The organism is Rhizobium rhizogenes NBRC 13257, from assembly GCF_000696095.1.
Lineage (GTDB): Bacteria > Pseudomonadota > Alphaproteobacteria > Rhizobiales > Rhizobiaceae > Rhizobium > Rhizobium rhizogenes.
In genome coordinates, this window is record NZ_BAYX01000005.1 from 218206 (window position 1) to 234468 (window position 16263).

The following is a 16263-nucleotide window of genomic DNA, read 5'->3' on the forward strand; positions in this document are numbered from 1 at the left end:
CATGTTCAAGGGAGCGCTTTCCCGCACCGCGGTTTTCATGGCTTGCCTGCTCCTGTCCGGTCCGCATGCGGCCGGACAGGAAGTAGCCTCTTCCAACTATCGAATAAAACCCTCCGAAGTCATCGTGCCTTCGGAGCTGAAACTTGGCGATTACCAGAGGATCATTCGTCCGTTTGAAAACTGGACGCTGATCTGCGACGAAAACCTGAAGGTTCGCCAGCGGGTTTGCAACGCTACCCAGATTATCGAGAATGGGGCAGGACAGGTTGCTTTCAGTTGGTCGCTTGCGGCCACAAAAGGGGGCGATCCCTATATGATCCTGCGCACGGCGCCGGTTGCCAAGAGCGATGGCCGGATCTCGCTGAGGTTCGAGGGGCGGAAGGAACCGATACAGGTTCGGCTCGACGGATGCAGCAAGACGGTTTGCGTCGGCATGTTGCCGGTGGGTCCCATCCTGCGTGAACAGATTTCAAAAAGCTCGGCACCCACAATCTCCTATCCGACGATGGATGGGCAGACGATCAGCGTAACCGCACCCCTCAAGGGCCTTTCCACCGCCGTTAAGGCGATCAAGTGACGGATAGATTTTCCATGAACCAGCAATCAATCCATGATCGAATCATGTCCCGGAGCCAGGGCGGCATTGCTGTTCAGAGCGCCGACGACGACCAGGCAAAGCCGAAGCGAAACTGGTGGAAAACGACGGTTCTTTCGTTGCTGGCAATTGCCGTTGTCGGTGCTGCCGGCTACGCCGCCGTGCGATACCATGTTGTCGGGGACCTCATATCGCAGCCGGCAATTGCCGCGACGAATGACGCCAACCCGGCGCTGGCAGATACACCGTTTCTGCAGCATACCAAGCAGGCAGGCCTGCAATCCTGCTCCACCGTCTTTCCGGTTCTCGGAGAGCTGCTGACGAGCGGCACCCAATATAACGTCCAGTCGGTGTGGAACAACAAGGCAGCCGACAAGCATGCAGTACAGGCACTTGTGGGCATGAATTATGCCACGCAAGGCTATAGCGGCCCGGCGGCCGGCGTCGTATTCGCGGCACCCGTCGCATCCGGCTGCGAGGGCTCAATGGTTCGTGTCGCACCGTTTACCGCCTCTTGCCCTGATATTTCGGCCAAGTTTCCGAACGGAAGCAAGCTCGTCAATACTCTCGGGCAGGTCGGCGTCTACGAACTGGCCAATGATGGAGGCGACGCGATGCTTCTGCCAACCGGAAACGGCTGCGTCGTCATTTCCGTGGCCTCGGCAGCAGGAAAACAAGGGAACGCAAAATGAGATCGAGATTCGTCATCGCTGCAATCGGCATGTTGTTTGTCTCCGCGGGACAGCTGGGTGCGGCTGATCTCTTTACGGCCGAGGAGGCGCCGGTTCCTCCGCCTCAGGAAGAGCGCGGCATCTGGGCGGCGATCGCCTATTCCACGCCTGATGAAAAGCACGGTTTCTTCTGGGGTGCCGACAAGCGGCAGGAAGCAATGGATATCGCGCTCAAGCATTGCGAGCGGGACGGGGGCAGCAAATGCACCGTGGTTACCGTCTTCCGCAATCACCGGCATTGGGATGACGACGATAACACCGGTTTTCCCTACAATCATTGCGGCGCGCTCGCCATCAGCAAGGAAGAAAACAAGCGCGTGACGCCGTGGGGCGCTAATTCGGCACCGACGCGCCGCGAAGCCGAAGACCTTGCCCTCAAGGCATGCGAGCTTTCGGGGACACAATGCAAGGTCCGTGAGTGGGTGTGTACGTGACCGGCTCATAATCTTTTGGACCGCCAGGACGGAAGCCATAGGGGCCAAGCTTCTGGCGGTCATCGCGGACCTCGATTTCCCGTTTGTCAGCATCTTGCGGCACAACCGAAGATCTGTCCTCCTCTAAATGGAAAGACGTATCCCTTTGTCCATCTCGATATTGATTTCTCTTAATAAGATAATTGCCCGCATGTCTCGTGCGAAGGTTGCTCTTCTTTGTTCGAGCATCGCGTTCGGCCTTGCTCCCGCGGCCGTTGCCCAGTCCGCTCTGCCAAACGGCGCAACCACCCTGCAGGAGACTTATCAGGACTGGCGGGTTGCGTGCGGCCAGCGCAACAAGGCGCCGGCATGCGCGCTTTCCCAGGATCAGACCCAGCAGAATGGTCAACGGCTGCTGGCCGTCGAGATGCAGATGCGTCCCGATGGCAGCGCCGTCGCAACGCTTCTCCTCCCGTTCGGCATCGTCCTCGACTCAGGCGTGACGCCGAATGTCGATGATCAGCCGCCTTTGAAGCCGGTGCGCTTCCGCACGTGCTTGCCGACAGGATGCATAGCCTTGCTTCCAATCGATGCGGCGACAGTCACAAAGCTGCGGACCGGCTCGCGCCTGAATCTCAAGGTTATCGCTGATGCGGACAAGCCACTGAGCTTTCCGGTGTCGCTGCAGGGCTTCTCGGCCGCTCTCGATCGCGTTGCGGCCCTGAGCCCCAGGTAGGAGTTCCGGGGAAGCAGGCCAAACCACCTTTCTGTGTTCGAACCACAAGCCCCTGCATCCCACACGCCGAATATGTTGCTGAATGGCAACGTTGTCGACGCAATATACGTAAGATTGAAAATGTGATTTCCCGTAGACCGAGTACTGGTTGACGCCTGCAACGAAGCAAACCAAGAAGCGAACAGCAGCACTTTTCCCCCGGTGCCGCCTTATGACAATGATGATCCGTTGACGAGCAAAACCCAATTTGCCCGTCAGGGTAGTTTTGCCCTGAAGGATGGTTTGCACCCAGGTCGGATTTAGCCTGTTCCAATAGTGAAACAGGCTAAATCCGTGGTCGATCATTTAATACGTGTGATCAGAGCACGCTGACATTCTCGGCCTTCGACTTGCCAGTCTTGCGATCTTGGCCCAGTTCGTAGCTTACCTTCTCACCTTCTCTGAGCGAACCGCCCCGCTGCAGAGCGGAAACATGAACGAACACATCCGTTCCACCATTTTCGGGGGTAATGAAGCCAAATCCCTTGTCTTCATTGAAAAACTTAACAGTACCAGTCGGCATAACACTTCCTCTTAACTTCCACGGCCATTTAGCGCGCGCGTCAACCTTATAGCGCATACACTCGGGCGGCTACAAGTAAGCAAGCTTTTCCCAAGGCAGATGCAGTCTCAGGTTTCGGCTTGGGGTGAAAAATCACAGTAGTCGCGGCCATTTTCGCCACAATAGCCCTGACGATCAGCTCAACGATGTCCATAATCCGGTCACAAAAGGTGCCGTCCGTCGCGCGCCGGGCGGCGGATCTCTGAAACGACTCACGGCTCGGCGGCGAGCCGGCACAGATTTTCCGCCCCGTACACTCGACGCTCGATGACCAGAGCGCTGGTCTTCTCCCGCCGAAGGGAAGGCGTACGCTTGGCTTGCGCGTACAGCCGGTTTATTGCGCTGCGGTCGCGTGCGGAGCCGAGGTGTGCGAATTGACCATTGCGCCAGCGAGCTCGCGCAAATTGACCAGCCCCACCGGGTCTCCTGCAGCCGAGGTCACGACGACATCGCCATCCGGCGCCGAAGTCAGCAATCGCATGGCTTCTTCGACGGTTGAGCCGGCGGCGATCGTAGTTCCAGTCGAAGCCATGCCAGCCCGCAAAGGCCGCATGACAGCCTCGACATGGACAACACGCCCGCGATTGACCTCCTTGACGAAGTTAGCGACGTATTCGTCGGCAGGGTGCAGGACGATGTCCTGATTGGTGCCTTGCTGAATGATTTCGCCATCGCGCAGAATGGCGATCTGGTCACCCAGGCGAAGCGCTTCGTCGAGGTCATGGGTAATGAAGACGATGGTTTTCTTTATCTCCTTCTGGATGTCGAGGAGAACCGTCTGCATATCCATGCGGATCAGCGGATCGAGCGCCGAGAAGGCCTCGTCCATCAGCAAGACCGGAGCGTCGTTGGAAAGGGCGCGCGCCAGGCCGACACGCTGCTGCATGCCGCCGGAAAGCTGGTTGGGATATTTCTGCTCAAAGCCCCGTAATCCAACCCGTTCCAGCCAGCGCATGGCAACATCGCGAGCCTTTGAGCGTTCGATACCCTGGACTTCGAGGCCGAACATCGTGTTATCGAGGACGTTGCGATGCGGCAGCAGCGCAAATTTCTGGAAGACCATCGCCGTCTGATGGCGGCGAAAGGTGCGAAGCTCGGCTTCGTTCATCCTGACGACATCCACGCCGTCCACCAGCACCTCGCCGGCGGTCGGGTCGATCAGCCGGTTGATGTGCCGGATGAGGGTGGACTTGCCCGAACCGGAAAGACCCATGATGACCTGGATGCAGCCGGACGAGATCTCGATATTGATGTCTCTCAGACCGAGCACATGGCCATGCTTTTCGTTCAGCTCGGCTTTCGTCAGCCCTTTCTGAACGGCATCGACGTGAGCCATTGGGTTAGGGCCGAAAATCTTGTACAGGTGGCGGATCTTGATCCCGCCGAAATGTTGATCAGCCATGGACGATCTCCCGATGCTTCTGGAGCCTCTTGCCATAGGCTTGGCTGACTCGGTCGAAGATGACGGCGATGCCGACGATGGCAAGGCCGTTGAACATTCCCAAGGTGAAGTACTGGTTGGCGATCGCCTTCAGGACGGGCTGGCCGAGGCCCTGCACGCCGATCATCGAGGCGACGACGACCATGGCAAGGGCCATCATGATGGTCTGGTTGATGCCGGCCATGATGGTTGGTAGCGCGAGCGGCAGCTGGACCTTGAAGAGCTTTTGAGCGTTCGAGGTTCCAAATGCGTCCGCGGCCTCCAGCACGTCCTTGTCGACAAGCCGGATGCCGAGGTCGGTCAATCTGATCATGGGCGGGATGGCATAGATGACGACGGCGATCAGGCCCGGGACCTTGCCGATCCCGAGCAGCATGACGACCGGGATCAAGTAAACGAAGCTCGGCATGGTCTGCATCACGTCGAGGATAGGATTGATGATCCTTTGAACCGTGTTGGAGCGTGCCATCAGGATTCCGATCGGAATGCCGATGGCAATCGACAGGATGGTGCAGACGAAGATCATCGAGACCGTCCGCATGGTGTCGTCCCACATGTCGAAATAGCCGATCAGCAGCAGAATGACGAGACAGCTGAATACGATCTTCAGGCTGCGGGTCGCAAACCAGGCGATCACAAGAATGATGAGAGTAATGATTGGCCACGGCGTCTGCGTCATGAAGCGATCGGCGGCGATGAGAAAGCGTTGCAGCGGTGAAAACAGGCTTTCGATCGTGTCGCCATAAGCGCGTGTGAAGCCGCGGAAACCGTCGTCTATCGCCTTCTTTAGATTCCGCAGCGCGTCATCGTCCATGTGAGGAAATTTATAAAACCATTCCATTCGGTTCCCCTTCTTCGTGCAAGAAGCCGTGGCTCAAGTCTTTTTGATTTTGTCGGCTGCTGAGAGGCGGTGCGCTTTCGCGCACCGCAGGATAGGAGTTTACAGGGCAGCTTCGATCTTCTTGGCTGCTTCTGGCGAAACCCATTTCGTCCATACGTCCTTGTTTTCCTTCAGGAAGTGCTTGGCACCATCTTCGCCGCTTGCCTGATTGTCGGTCATCCAGGCCATCAGCTTGTTGACGGTCTCGTTACTCCAGGAGCGCTTCGCGAGGTAGTCCATGACTTCGGGGCCGGCCTTTTCAGAAAAGGGCTTGGCCGTGAGGGTCACGATCTTGTCGATCGGCCATGCATTCGGCTTCGGGTCCGGGCAATCGGCAACCGTGTTGCAGCGCTTCCACTCCGCGGCGTCAGCAGGAACGCCTGCCTCCAGCTTCACCATGGGATACTTGCCGAGCAGAGCGGTGGGCGCCCAGTAGTAGCCTACCCATGCCTTTTTGCTTTCATAAGCCTTGGCGATGGAGCCGTCGAGACCGGCGGCCGACCCTGTGTCCACCAGCGTGAAGCCGGCTTTTTCCGCGCCGAAGGCTTTATAGAGCTGCGAGGTGACGACAGTTCCGCCCCAACCTTGAGGGCCGTTGAAGATAGCACCCTTTGACGGATCTTCGGGATCCGGGAAGAGCTCCGGATGCTTCAGGAGGTCGGGGATGGTCTTGATGTCGGGATGGGCGTCCGCGAGGTACTTCGGGATCCACCAGCCCTGATTGCCGCCGTCCGGTAGTGGGGAGCCGACCGCAACGATCTTGCCTTCTTCCGTTCCCTTCTTCACGACGTCTGGGAGCAGGTCGACCCATGCTTCCGGCGCGATGTCCGGCTGACCCTTTTCCGCCATGGAGGTGATTGTCGGAACGGTGTCGCCGACAGTGATCTCTGCCTGGCAGCCGTAACCTTCGTTCAGAATGATCTTGTCGAGATTGGAAAGGACCTCGGCGCTCTGCCAATTCATGCTGGCGATAGTGACGCTGCCGCATTCGGCGGCGCTGGCAAAGGAAGCTCCTCCGAGGAGGCCGGATATCAAGATTGTGGACGCAAGCAATTTTTTCATTCTCGTTCCCTTTATTGTGCGGCCCTTAGAACTGAGTGGGGCGCCGCAGAACACCCACTCAACGGTTGTCAGGAAGCATCTCCCATACTTACCGATTTCTTGAATGCTGCCGATAGCCCGTTCGCGACGGAAGCGTCGAATCCTGCGGCACGCATGCCTTCAATGGCCGCCGCGGTGGTGCCACGGTAGTCGAGAAAGGCTTTAACAATGTCGTCGGGACAGTCCTCGCGGTGCTCGATCAGACGGCCGGCGCCTGCCAGCACCGTCGTGACCGCCCGCCGGGCGATCTTTTCGGACAACCCATAGGCAATCGCGTCGCGCATCATCGCTGATGCCAGCAAGGCGGGAAAGGCAGGCCCGGACCCGGAAAGGCCGGTCAGATAATCGATATCCGCCTCGCTTGTGACCTCGTCCTGCGATCCGCATGTGTCGAAGATGGCTCGGACGGTGGCGCGGTCATCGTCACCGACCTCATTTGAGGCGATCCAGGGCGTATAGGATTTGCCGACTTCGGCGCCGGCGTTCGGAAGAGAACGGATCACGCGGCCCGTATTGTGCCGGTCGGACAGCGCGCCCAGGCGGATACCCGCCATGACGGAGATGACGAGCTTACCCCGGACGTCGACCGTCAGGCCACTCCAGTCGGCCGGCCGGACGGAGAGAATGATCACATCCGATCGGTCGGCAAGGGCTTGGCTGTCGGTCGTCCAGAAAGCATCTGCAAAACGTTGCGGCTGCTCTATGCGATAGGAGAGCGAGAGCCTGTGCGGCTCAACCAGGCCCGCATCTAGAAGCGAGCCGGCGATGGCTCCGCCAAGCCAGCCGCCACCGCCAATTATGCCAATTCCCAAGGAGCCGACCATATCTGCGCCCCTTCTAGTCAGGCCTATAGCCGTGCCGGGAAAAGAAGCGATCGAGCTCCCTCTGCTGCGGCTCCTGACCGGTGAAAATCGCGATATATTCGTGAATCCGCTTCATGCGGACGGCGAGGTCCTCCTGCGTCTGCATGGAGATATAGCCGATCTGCACTAGGTAGGTCGTTCGCGCCCTCACATCGGCGTTGATCTCGGAGTTGCCGAAGCGAATGAACATGCGCTTCAGGGCTTCGATGCGGGTCTGATCGGCCTCGCGGACCTGTTCGAGGATTTCGCCTGATTGCAGCGCCCAGCTGCGGACTGCAAATTCGAATTTCGCATCAAACAGCTCGTTGTTGAGCCAGCAATCGAAGACATTGAGCATCGCCTCGGCCAGCGATTCCGCATAGGCCTCCGTCTGCTTGACGATACCGCCGGTATTCTTGTCGCGCCACCGCGTAACGAGCGCGGCCAGTAGTTCCTCGCGATCCTTGAAGAACCAGTAGAAGCTTGTTCGTGAGAGATTGAGCTTTTTCGCGAGAGGGAGGATTTTTACCGAATCTATGCCGGAATCGAGCATGGAGTGGTAGGCGGCCTCAAGCCACCCTTCCTGCGATCCTCGCCAACCGGTGTCGTTCAACGTCTGATCCATAGCTGACTTCGTAACAAATTGTCAGCGGTCGCACAACGCGAATGTACAGAAGTGTCTATAGGAATGACGTATCTGTTTTCGTCGTTGACACATGTGTACATTGCACCTAGCGTCGGCTCCGGCGTTTTTTATTCCGGAGCATGGCCATGTCGAACGATCCCCTCCTTCAGCCCTATAAACTCAAGCATCTGACCCTGCGGAACCGCATTATCGTGACCTCCCACGAGCCGGCCTATCCGGAGGACGGCATGCCGAAGGGACGTTATCGCGCCTACACCGTCGAGCGGGCAAAGGGCGGCGTGGCGCTGACGATGACAGCGGGATCGGCTGCAGTCTCGCGAGACAGTCCTCCGGTCTTCAACAACCTCCTTGCCTACAAGGACGAGATCGTTCCGTGGATCAGGGAAATGACGGATGCCGTCCACGAACAGGGCGCCGCGATCATGATCCAGCTCACCCACCTCGGCCGGCGTACGCGCTGGGACAAGGGCGACTGGCTTCCTGTTCTGGCGCCCTCCCATCATCGCGAGGCAGCGCACCGTGCCTTCCCGAAAAAATTGGAGGATTGGGACATCGAGCGCATCATCAAGGACTTTGCCGATGCGGCGGAGCGGATGAAGGCGGGCGGCATGGACGGTGTGGAACTGGAAGCCTATGGCCACCTGATCGATCAGTTCATGTCTCCGGTCACCAACGAGCTCGACGGCCCCTATGGCGGCTCGCTCGAAAACCGTATGCGTTTCTGTCTCGACGTCTTCTCGGCGATACGAAAACGGGTAGGGGACGATTTCATTCTCGGTGTTCGCTACACCGCCGACGAATGTCTTCCCGGCGGAACGGATAAGGCCGAAGGCATCGAAATCTCTAGGCGCCTGAAGGAAAGCGGCCTGATCGACTACCTGAACGTCATTCGCGGCCATATCGATACGGATCCCGGCCTGACCGATGTCATTCCGATCCAGGGCATGGCCAGCGCTCCGCATCTCGATTTCGCCGGTGAAATCCGCGCGGCAACGAATTTCCCAACCTTCCATGCCGCCAAGATCCAGGATGTGGCAACGGCCCGTCATGCCATCGCGGCGGGCAAGGTCGACATGGTCGGCATGACCCGCGCCCATATGACGGACCCGCATATTATCCGAAAGATCATGGAAAAGCGGGAAGACGACATCCGCCCCTGCGTCGGCGCCAACTACTGTCTTGACCGCATCTACCAGGGCGGTCTGGCGTTCTGCATTCATAATGCGGCGACCGGTCGCGAAGAGACCATGCCGCATGTCATTGCGAAGGCTGAGATTCGCAAGAAGGTCGTCATCGTGGGCGCCGGTCCGGCAGGTCTGGAGGCCGCTCGCGTTTCCGCCGAGCGCGGCCATGAGGTCGTCGTATTGGAGGCCGCCAACAACGCTGGCGGGCAGATCCGGTTGACGGCTCAGAGCGAGCGCCGCCGCGAAATGATCGGCATCATCGATTGGCGGATGAGCCAATGCGAAAAGCATGGCGTCGTCTTTCGCTTCAATACCTGGGCGGATGCCGAAACGATTGCGGCCGAAAATGCTGACGTCGTCATTGTCGCCACCGGCGGCCTGCCGCATACCGAGGTGCTGTCGAAGGGCGACGAATTCGTCGTTTCCTCCTGGGACATCATCTCAGGCGACGTGAAGCCGGGAAGCAATGTCCTGGTCTTCGACGACGCCGGCGATCATGCCGGTCTTCAGGCCGCGGAATTTCTCGCCAAAGCCGGCGCGAAGGTCGAGATCATGACGCCGGATCGCTCCTTTGCTCCGGAAGTCATGGCGATGAACCTGGTGCCGTATATGCGCTCCTTACAGAAGCAGGATGTGACCTTCACCGTCACCTACCGGCTGGAAGCGGTCGAGAAGAGCGGCAACCAGCTGGTGGCCCATGTCGGCAGCGATTACGGCGGGGTTTCCAAGCAGCGCAGCTTTGATCAGATCGTCATCAATCACGGGACCATCCCGCTTGATGAACTCTATTTCGAACTGAAGCCTCTTTCGAGCAACCTTGGCGAAATCTCGCACGACGAGCTTCTAGATGGCCGGCCTCAGTCTGTGGTTCGCAATACCAATGGAAAATTCCAGTTATTCCGCATCGGCGATGCCGTCGCCGCGCGAAACACGCATGCCGCCATCTATGACGGGCTGCGTATCGCGAAAGACATTTGATGGTGAGGGCGGACCGGTTCGTCGGTCCACGTTTCTGGAGGCAATGATATGATCGAACGCAGCGAGAACCTGCAATTTTTCGTGGATGCGGCATTTGCGGCGTTCGACCAATTCGCCAAGGCACCGGAGGCCCGCCGCTCCATCCCCCAGATTTTTACGCTCCTCAAGCACCCAGGCCTTGGACGGGAAGGGCCGGGGCGCCGTCTCCCTGTCTGCAAAAACCTTGACGAGGCGCTTTCCATCGATACTTCAGAACCTGCGCTTCGGCGGTTGGTCGAATGTTTCAAGGGGATCGAGTCGAACCTTGAATGGCGCCAGCGGACCAAGCGTGACGGTACGGAAAGCCCAAATTTTGCCGATGGCCACGCCAACGCAATGATCATCGGTCCTGGCGGACTGGAGGAGCGAAGCGACCTATGGATTGGCGTCACTTTAATGGTGCCCCATGTGCGTTATCCGGATCACGATCACGCGCCCGAGGAAGTCTACCTCGTCTTGTCTAAGGGGGAGTTCCAGCAAGGGGAGGGGGACTGGTTTTCTCCCGGTATCGGCGGGTCGTTTTATAATGAGCCCGGAATCAAACACGCGATGAGATCGGTCGAGACAACGTTCCTCGCCTTCTGGGCGCTGTTGGCCGAAAGACCGCACTGACTGGCCAAGGCCGAGAATAATCGAGAATAGTGCGACCACCGCCCCGGTCGGTGAGAGCCTTTGTTTGCGTCAGCTACCCACGATAGCGGAGGATGTCGACAAGCAAGGTCAGGGCAGGTGAAGAGTGCCTCCGGCTCGGATAGTAAAGGTGATAGCCGGGAAAATAGGGACACCAGTCCTCAAGAACCCGGGTAAGTCGCCCCTCAGCAACGTAGGGGAGCACCTGATCTTCCGGCATGTAGGCCACCCCCAGCCCGTCCAGGGCCGAATGCAGCCTCATACCGAGGTTGTTGAAGACGAGCTGCCCTTCGCCACGCACCTTCACCTCTCGTCCGTCCTTCTCGAGACCCCAGGGAAAGAGCCCGCCATAGGTCGGAAGCCGCATATTGATGCAGCTATGCGCGGTGAGGTCCTGTGGCGTTTGCGGAGCAGGCCGCTTCTCGAAATAGGCCGGTGATCCGACGACCGCCATCCGCATCTCGGGACCGATGCACACCGCGATCATGTCCTTTGCCACCTGTTCGCCCATGCGGACGCCGGCATCAAAGCCTTCGGCGACAATGTCGGTCAGGCCGTAGTCGACGATGATCTCGACGTTGATGTCGGGATAGTTCGGCAGAAACCGCTTGAGAACGGGCTGAAGCACGGAGATGGTCGGGTGCTCGCCAGCCGTGATGCGTATTGTGCCGGCCGGCTTCTCGCGCAACTCACTCAACGCCGCGAGCTCTGCTTCTATTTCATCGAACCTCGGCGCGACAGTTTGCAGCAGGCGTTCACCGGCGTCGGTTGGAGCCACGCTGCGCGTCGTACGCGTGAGCAGGCGGAGCCCAAGCCGCTCCTCCAATGCTTTGATGGTCTGGCTCAGGGCGGATTGCGAAACCCCAAGCTTTGCTGCCGCCTTTGTGAAGCTACGCTCCTTTGCAACGGTGGCGAAAGCAGCGAGATCGTTGAAGTTTTCATGCGGCATTGATTAGTCCATCTTATAGGAACATGCAGATTATAACATCTAATCGCATGGCACCAGACACGTTAAATTCAGGCCAATCCGCAAAATGACGAAACGAATGGCGTTGCGGCGCATGGTTGTTGCTGATGGGTAGCGCCTTCAGACATCAAGGAGAACGACGATGAAAAAGAGACAGATTGGAAATCTCGAAGTATCCGCTCTCGGCCTCGGCTGCATGAGCATGAGCGCCCTCTACGGACCGCCGGCCGACAAGGCCGAGATGATCAAGCTCATCCGGGCCGCCCATGATCGTGGCGTGACGCTCTTCGACACCGCCGAATCCTATGGCCCCTTCGCCAACGAGGAGCTTGTCGGTGACGCGCTCGCCCCGATCCGCGACAAGGTGGTTATCGCCACCAAATTCGGCTTCGATATCGACCTGGAAACCGGCGAGCGCCGTGGGGGTACCAACAGCCAGCCTGAGCATATCAAGGCCGCTGTCGATGCCTGCCTCAAGCGCTTGCGGACCGATCGCATCGATCTCCTATACCAGCATCGCGTCGATCCACAGGTGCCGATCGAGGATGTGGCTGGCGCCGTCAAGGATCTGATTTCCGCGGGCAAGGTCAAGCATTTCGGTCTTTCCGAAGCGGGCGTCCAGACGATCCGCCGGGCGCACGCCGTCCAGTCGATCACGGCGGTTCAGAGCGAATATTCGCTGTTCTGGCGCGGGCCGGAGGTGGAGCTTTTGCCGGTGCTCGAGGAGTTCGGCATTGGCTTTGTGCCATTCAGCCCGTTGGGTGCCGGCTTCCTGACCGGCAAGATTGACGAGAACACCAAGTTCGATCCGACCGATTTCCGCAACAATGTGCCCCGCTTTTCACCCGAGGCCCGCAAGGCGAACTTCGCCCTGGTCGATCTCGTCAGAGCCGTCGGCGAACGCAAGGGCGCAACGCCGGCGCAGGTCGCGCTTGCCTGGCTGCTCGCCCAAAAGCCCTGGATCGTGCCGATCCCCGGCACCACCAAGCTGCATCGCCTTGAGGAGAACCTTGGAGCGGTCGATCTCGAACTGAGCACGGACGATCTCGCCGAGATCAACATGGCGGTGTCGAAGATCGAAGTTCAGGGCGAGCGTCTTCCCGAGGCCGCGCTGAAGATGACTGGTCGGTAAAGGTTGATGGCAAATGGGCACCTCCGGGCTGCACTCTGCCTGCATGGCTCTGTCGATGTTGCTCTCGTCAGCTTCTATCGAAGCTGACGAGAGCCGCGGTACGCAATCCAATGGAGACGCCGCCATGCATGTGGAGCGTCACTCAAACGAAAGAGCATCCGCACATTTGCGCCCTGACAGCCGGATAGCCGACATGCTGGGCACTCCGGCATTTGCGGGTTTCGGTCGATTGCTGTTGCCGTGGGACAATCGTGCCTACGACGAGACGATGCGCCTTGGCGATATCGGCTCGCTTCTGCCCTATCACAGTCATGTGGATCCCATGAATGTCGTCTCCGCGCTCAATCGCATGATTGATGACGTGAATAAGGGCGAAACGATATTCTACGATTTTTACACTGAGGCGCAGAAACGGGAAGATCCAACCAAAGAGAACACTAGCTTGTTCTTCTTTCGTGGCAAGCCGGGGGCGCCCTTCGCCGTTGTCTCTCCTGGCGGCGGGTTTGCCTATGTTGGTTCGGTTCACGAGGGCTTTCCTTATGCCTCGGAGATCAGCAGCCGCGGATACAATGTCTTTGTGCTGAGATATCGGGCCGGATATGGCGCCAGAGTCGCGACCGAGGACCTTGCGGGGGCCATCTCCTACATCTTCAAGAATGCCGGCGCTCTCGGTGTCGGCATCAGGGACTATTCCCTGTGGGGCAGTTCGGCCGGAGCACGGATGGCGGCGGCGATCGGTTCGCATGGCGGCGCCGCTTTCGGGGCCGACGACCTTCCCAGACCATCGGCGGTCGTGACGGCTTACACTGGCCATTCAGACCATTCGTCCACGGAGCCTCCCACCTTTGGTGTCGTTGGCGAGCAAGACAGAATTGCGCCTCCATCCCTCATGAAAAGACGCATTGCGGCCCTGCGCCAAGCCGGTGCTGAGGTCGAGTATCATAAATACAAGGGTCTTGGTCACGGCTTTGGACCCGGCATCGGCACCAGCGCCGAAGGATGGATCGCGGACGCTATCCGGTTCTGGGAACGTCACATGAAAAATAGCAGCCACCAATTGCGAAGAAACGCCATGGGCAAGTCGCGGATTGATTAGCTCAACTTCTAGAGCCTATCAGACTTAGCTGTCTAATCAAAAAGTGACATTGTGTCTAGCGTTGGGGTCGTCTTGATTTGATAGAAGGACCCGACTGTGAGCGCCTGTAAGTATCTATTCGCACCATTATTGATGTCAGCCGGCATCCTGATATCGCCTACGGCAATGGCTCAGCAGGCGAGCAAGCCCGAGCCTCTCGTCATTCAGGAGCAGGGCAGCTTTGCGGTCGGGGGGAGGGTTGCAATGGCCCCCGGCACTTTCGATGCGCGGAAGCCGCTGGAACCTGCGGGGCAGACCTATCACGGCGATCATCTCTACGCCTTTTATCAGGTCCCGGTTAATCCACGGAAGTTTCCGATCGTCATGTGGCATGGTGCCGGCCAGTTCTCCAAGACATGGGAGACAACGGCCGATGGTCGCGAGGGCTTCCAGACCATCTTTCTGCGCCGGCATTTCTCCACCTACCTGATTGATCAGCCGCGTCGGGGTGATGCGGGCCGCAGCATGGTCGAGACGACAATCAAGCCGACACCGGACGAGCAGCTCTGGTTCAACCAGTTCCGCGTCGGCCTCTGGCCGAACTATTTTGAGGGCGTCCAGTTCGACCGCAGCCCGGAGACGCTCAACCAGTTTTTCCGATCGATGACGCCCAATACCGGGCCGTTCGACATGAACGTGACTTCCGACGGTGTCTCGGCGCTCTTCAACCGGATCGGTCCTGGGATCCTCTTCACCCATTCGCAAGGCGGCGGCCCCGGCTGGCTCGCGGCCATCAAGAATCAGAATGTCAAGGCGATCGTCTCCTTCGAGCCCGGCAGCAGCTTCGTTTTCCCCGAAGGCGAGGTGCCCGCTCCGATCCCGAGCGCCTTTGACACAGTTCAAGGTGCGACGGTCCCGATGGAGCAGTTTATGGCGCTGACGCGGATCCCGATCCTCGTCTTCTACGGCGACAATATTCCCGATCACCCGGTGGACCTGCCGGCGCAGGATAGCTGGCGTGCCCGACTTCAGATGGCCCGGCTATGGCGGGATGCGGTCAGCAAGCATGGCGGCGATGTGACAGTAGTGCACCTGCCGGAGATCGGCATCAAGGGCAACACGCACTTTCCCTTTTCGGACCTGAACAACGTCGAGATTGCGGATCAGGTGTCGAAGTTCCTCGACGAGAAGAACCTCGATTGATCCGCCGTCGGGGTCGACGTTTTTGCACCGGAACAAAGGAATTCAAATGAAGGCAATTGTGCTGACTATCTTCTCGCTAATCCTCCTTGCTTCGGCGGCTCTGGGCGAGCCTGAGCGGGCGGTCGTCGTCACCCGCGCCGGTTCGCAACCCTTCACCTCAGGACCCGCGGACAATTTCACCGGCTCAGTGCGTGTCGATTCCCGGTTTCAGCGAGAGGTGCCAGCGCGGATTGGCGGCGGGATCGTGACGTTCGAGCCGGGTGCGCGTAGCGCCTGGCACTCGCACCCGCTTGGCCAGACGCTGATCGTCACGGCTGGGGTCGGCCTGGTACAGCATTGGGGCGGTCCCATCCAGGACATCAGACCCGGCGACGTCGTCTGGATTCCGCCTGATGTCAAGCATTGGCATGGCGCCACCGCCATCACCGGCATGACCCATATCGCGATTGCTGAAGCGCTTGATGGCAAGTCGGTGGACTGGATGGAACAGGTTTCGGACAAGCAGTATCAGCGCTAGGTTGGATCCACACGTTTTTCAATTTATTCATAAGCTTGGATGAGGTTCCTCATGAGGATATTTACAGACCGGTTCTTTAAGATCGCCATGGTCGCCGGCGTTGTGTCGCTTGTCGGATGGCAGGTGGACGCGGAAACCAACCGCGTGAAATTCCCCGAAAACCTCGACCAGCTGGTGCACTACACGACCGTCCGGCGCGGCAACGTGACCGAGCACATCATGACCACACCCGAAGCGATGGAGGCCGTCAAAAAGGGACAGCCGATCCCGAGCGGCACGCATTTCGTGCTCGTCGATTATCGGGATGGCAAGCTCTACCGATATTTCGTCATGGAAAAGGGCAGCGGTTGGGGCGCCGATTACGACGAACGTCGCCGCACTGGCGATTGGCAATTCCAGTGGTTCTGGCCCGACAAGACGGTCAACATGAGCGAGAATACCGCCCGCTGCCAGTCCTGCCATCAAGGACAAGCAGACAGCGATTATCTTTATACCGGTTATCGCATTCCCAGGTTCAACGGCACGCTGGTCGAATAGGTTGAGGGCCAACGC

Annotated in this window: 18 protein-coding genes; 11 read left to right on the forward strand and 7 right to left on the reverse strand. The window is 58.8% G+C overall.

The window, feature by feature from the left end:
- Position 1 precedes the first annotated feature (1 nt).
- The 4 genes from RRH01S_RS12960 to RRH01S_RS12975 all read left to right on the forward strand — a co-directional run bounded on the left by RRH01S_RS12960 (position 2) and on the right by RRH01S_RS12975 (position 2475).
- Complete coding sequence (locus RRH01S_RS12960; protein WP_012650350.1) at positions 2-577, forward strand: invasion associated locus B family protein; 576 nt, start codon at positions 2-4, stop codon at positions 575-577.
- 14 nt (positions 578-591) lie between these two features.
- Positions 592-1287 carry a hypothetical protein gene (locus RRH01S_RS12965; RefSeq protein ID WP_034516426.1) on the forward strand — a complete coding sequence of 232 codons (696 nt, stop codon included), beginning with the start codon at positions 592-594 and terminating at the stop codon, positions 1285-1287.
- A complete protein-coding gene (locus RRH01S_RS12970) occupies positions 1284-1760 on the forward strand; it encodes a DUF4189 domain-containing protein (RefSeq protein WP_034516424.1) in 477 nt (158 codons plus the stop codon). The genes RRH01S_RS12965 and RRH01S_RS12970 overlap by 4 nt, the downstream gene beginning before the upstream one ends.
- A 190-nt stretch (positions 1761-1950) precedes the next feature.
- The gene (locus RRH01S_RS12975; RefSeq protein WP_042472027.1) at positions 1951-2475 is read left to right on the forward strand and encodes an invasion associated locus B family protein; all 525 of its coding nucleotides are present in this window, start codon (positions 1951-1953) and stop codon (positions 2473-2475) included.
- A 358-nt stretch (positions 2476-2833) separates the two neighbouring features.
- Here RRH01S_RS12975 and RRH01S_RS12980 read toward each other — a convergent pair whose 3' ends face one another.
- The 6 genes from RRH01S_RS12980 to RRH01S_RS13005 form a co-directional block, all read right to left on the reverse strand.
- A complete protein-coding gene (locus tag RRH01S_RS12980; RefSeq protein WP_007693942.1) occupies positions 2834-3037 on the reverse strand; it encodes a cold-shock protein in 204 nt (67 codons plus the stop codon).
- A 373-nt stretch (positions 3038-3410) separates the two neighbouring features.
- The gene (locus tag RRH01S_RS12985; protein ID WP_012650354.1) at positions 3411-4478 is read right to left on the reverse strand and encodes a quaternary amine ABC transporter ATP-binding protein; all 1068 of its coding nucleotides are present in this window, start codon (positions 4476-4478) and stop codon (positions 3411-3413) included.
- Entirely contained in the window at positions 4471-5358 is an 888-nt protein-coding gene (locus tag RRH01S_RS12990; RefSeq protein WP_012650355.1) for an ABC transporter permease, read from the reverse strand. Before RRH01S_RS12990 ends, RRH01S_RS12985 begins: the two co-directional genes overlap by 8 nt.
- Before the next feature lie 99 nt (positions 5359-5457).
- Entirely contained in the window at positions 5458-6459 is a 1002-nt protein-coding gene (locus RRH01S_RS12995) for an ABC transporter substrate-binding protein (protein ID WP_012650356.1), read from the reverse strand.
- Between the two features lie 68 nt (positions 6460-6527).
- On the reverse strand, positions 6528-7322 hold the full coding sequence (locus RRH01S_RS13000) for a pyrroline-5-carboxylate reductase family protein (RefSeq protein ID WP_007695244.1): 795 nt from the start codon (positions 7320-7322) through the stop codon (positions 6528-6530).
- Positions 7323-7335: 13 nt separating this feature from the next.
- Positions 7336-7965: a TetR/AcrR family transcriptional regulator gene (locus RRH01S_RS13005; RefSeq protein WP_012650358.1), complete on the reverse strand. Its 630-nt coding sequence runs from the start codon at positions 7963-7965 to the stop codon at positions 7336-7338.
- A 146-nt stretch (positions 7966-8111) separates the two neighbouring features.
- Between RRH01S_RS13005 and RRH01S_RS13010 the strand changes: the two genes are divergently transcribed.
- Both RRH01S_RS13010 and RRH01S_RS13015 read left to right on the forward strand, forming a co-directional pair.
- The gene (locus tag RRH01S_RS13010; RefSeq protein ID WP_034516421.1) at positions 8112-10148 is read left to right on the forward strand and encodes an NADH:flavin oxidoreductase; all 2037 of its coding nucleotides are present in this window, start codon (positions 8112-8114) and stop codon (positions 10146-10148) included.
- 48 nt (positions 10149-10196) lie between these two features.
- Complete coding sequence (locus RRH01S_RS13015; protein ID WP_034516420.1) at positions 10197-10799, forward strand: dimethylsulfoniopropionate lyase; 603 nt, start codon at positions 10197-10199, stop codon at positions 10797-10799.
- 73 nt (positions 10800-10872) lie between these two features.
- On the opposite strand, the gene RRH01S_RS13020 is transcribed toward RRH01S_RS13015, so the two are convergent.
- Entirely contained in the window at positions 10873-11766 is an 894-nt protein-coding gene (locus RRH01S_RS13020; RefSeq protein ID WP_034516418.1) for a LysR family transcriptional regulator, read from the reverse strand.
- A gap of 160 nt (positions 11767-11926) precedes the next feature.
- Here RRH01S_RS13020 and RRH01S_RS13025 point away from each other — a divergent pair, with 160 nt between their 5' ends.
- From RRH01S_RS13025 to RRH01S_RS13045, 5 genes are all read left to right on the forward strand, one after another.
- On the forward strand, positions 11927-12916 hold the full coding sequence (locus tag RRH01S_RS13025; RefSeq protein ID WP_037222336.1) for an aldo/keto reductase: 990 nt from the start codon (positions 11927-11929) through the stop codon (positions 12914-12916).
- A gap of 13 nt (positions 12917-12929) precedes the next feature.
- On the forward strand, positions 12930-14012 hold the full coding sequence (locus RRH01S_RS13030) for an alpha/beta hydrolase (protein WP_234711687.1): 1083 nt from the start codon (positions 12930-12932) through the stop codon (positions 14010-14012).
- Positions 14013-14144: 132 nt separating this feature from the next.
- Positions 14145-15194 (forward strand): alpha/beta hydrolase, encoded by a 1050-nt coding sequence (locus RRH01S_RS13035; protein ID WP_153510392.1) that lies wholly within the window; start codon positions 14145-14147, stop codon positions 15192-15194.
- Positions 15195-15240: 46 nt separating this feature from the next.
- A complete protein-coding gene (locus RRH01S_RS13040) occupies positions 15241-15711 on the forward strand; it encodes a (R)-mandelonitrile lyase (RefSeq protein ID WP_034516412.1) in 471 nt (156 codons plus the stop codon).
- 51 nt (positions 15712-15762) lie between these two features.
- Positions 15763-16248, forward strand: a complete 486-nt coding sequence (locus tag RRH01S_RS13045; RefSeq protein WP_034516410.1) for a cytochrome P460 family protein — start codon at positions 15763-15765, stop codon at positions 16246-16248.
- Positions 16249-16263: the final 15 nt, after the last annotated feature.

Excerpts from the sequence above, each read along its gene's own strand:
- RRH01S_RS13035 (WP_153510392.1), top strand. The coding sequence starts at position 14,145 with ATGTCAGCCGGCATCCTGATATCGCCTACGGCAATGGCTCAGCAGGCG.
- RRH01S_RS13000 (WP_007695244.1), bottom strand. The coding sequence starts at position 7,322 with ATGGTCGGCTCCTTGGGAATTGGCATAATTGGCGGTGGCGGCTGGCTT.
- RRH01S_RS12970 (WP_034516424.1), top strand. The coding sequence starts at position 1,284 with ATGAGATCGAGATTCGTCATCGCTGCAATCGGCATGTTGTTTGTCTCC.
- RRH01S_RS12975 (WP_042472027.1), top strand. The coding sequence starts at position 1,951 with ATGTCTCGTGCGAAGGTTGCTCTTCTTTGTTCGAGCATCGCGTTCGGC.
- RRH01S_RS12965 (WP_034516426.1), top strand. The coding sequence starts at position 592 with ATGAACCAGCAATCAATCCATGATCGAATCATGTCCCGGAGCCAGGGC.
- RRH01S_RS13045 (WP_034516410.1), top strand. The coding sequence starts at position 15,763 with ATGAGGATATTTACAGACCGGTTCTTTAAGATCGCCATGGTCGCCGGC.
- RRH01S_RS13010 (WP_034516421.1), top strand. The coding sequence starts at position 8,112 with ATGTCGAACGATCCCCTCCTTCAGCCCTATAAACTCAAGCATCTGACC.
- RRH01S_RS13005 (WP_012650358.1), bottom strand. The coding sequence starts at position 7,965 with ATGGATCAGACGTTGAACGACACCGGTTGGCGAGGATCGCAGGAAGGG.
- RRH01S_RS13030 (WP_234711687.1), top strand. The coding sequence starts at position 12,930 with ATGGGCACCTCCGGGCTGCACTCTGCCTGCATGGCTCTGTCGATGTTG.
- RRH01S_RS12995 (WP_012650356.1), bottom strand. The coding sequence starts at position 6,459 with ATGAAAAAATTGCTTGCGTCCACAATCTTGATATCCGGCCTCCTCGGA.
- RRH01S_RS13020 (WP_034516418.1), bottom strand. The coding sequence starts at position 11,766 with ATGCCGCATGAAAACTTCAACGATCTCGCTGCTTTCGCCACCGTTGCA.
- RRH01S_RS13025 (WP_037222336.1), top strand. The coding sequence starts at position 11,927 with ATGAAAAAGAGACAGATTGGAAATCTCGAAGTATCCGCTCTCGGCCTC.
- RRH01S_RS13015 (WP_034516420.1), top strand. The coding sequence starts at position 10,197 with ATGATCGAACGCAGCGAGAACCTGCAATTTTTCGTGGATGCGGCATTT.
- RRH01S_RS12960 (WP_012650350.1), top strand. The coding sequence starts at position 2 with ATGTTCAAGGGAGCGCTTTCCCGCACCGCGGTTTTCATGGCTTGCCTG.
- RRH01S_RS12980 (WP_007693942.1), bottom strand. The coding sequence starts at position 3,037 with ATGCCGACTGGTACTGTTAAGTTTTTCAATGAAGACAAGGGATTTGGC.
- RRH01S_RS12985 (WP_012650354.1), bottom strand. The coding sequence starts at position 4,478 with ATGGCTGATCAACATTTCGGCGGGATCAAGATCCGCCACCTGTACAAG.
- RRH01S_RS13040 (WP_034516412.1), top strand. The coding sequence starts at position 15,241 with ATGAAGGCAATTGTGCTGACTATCTTCTCGCTAATCCTCCTTGCTTCG.
- RRH01S_RS12990 (WP_012650355.1), bottom strand. The coding sequence starts at position 5,358 with ATGGAATGGTTTTATAAATTTCCTCACATGGACGATGACGCGCTGCGG.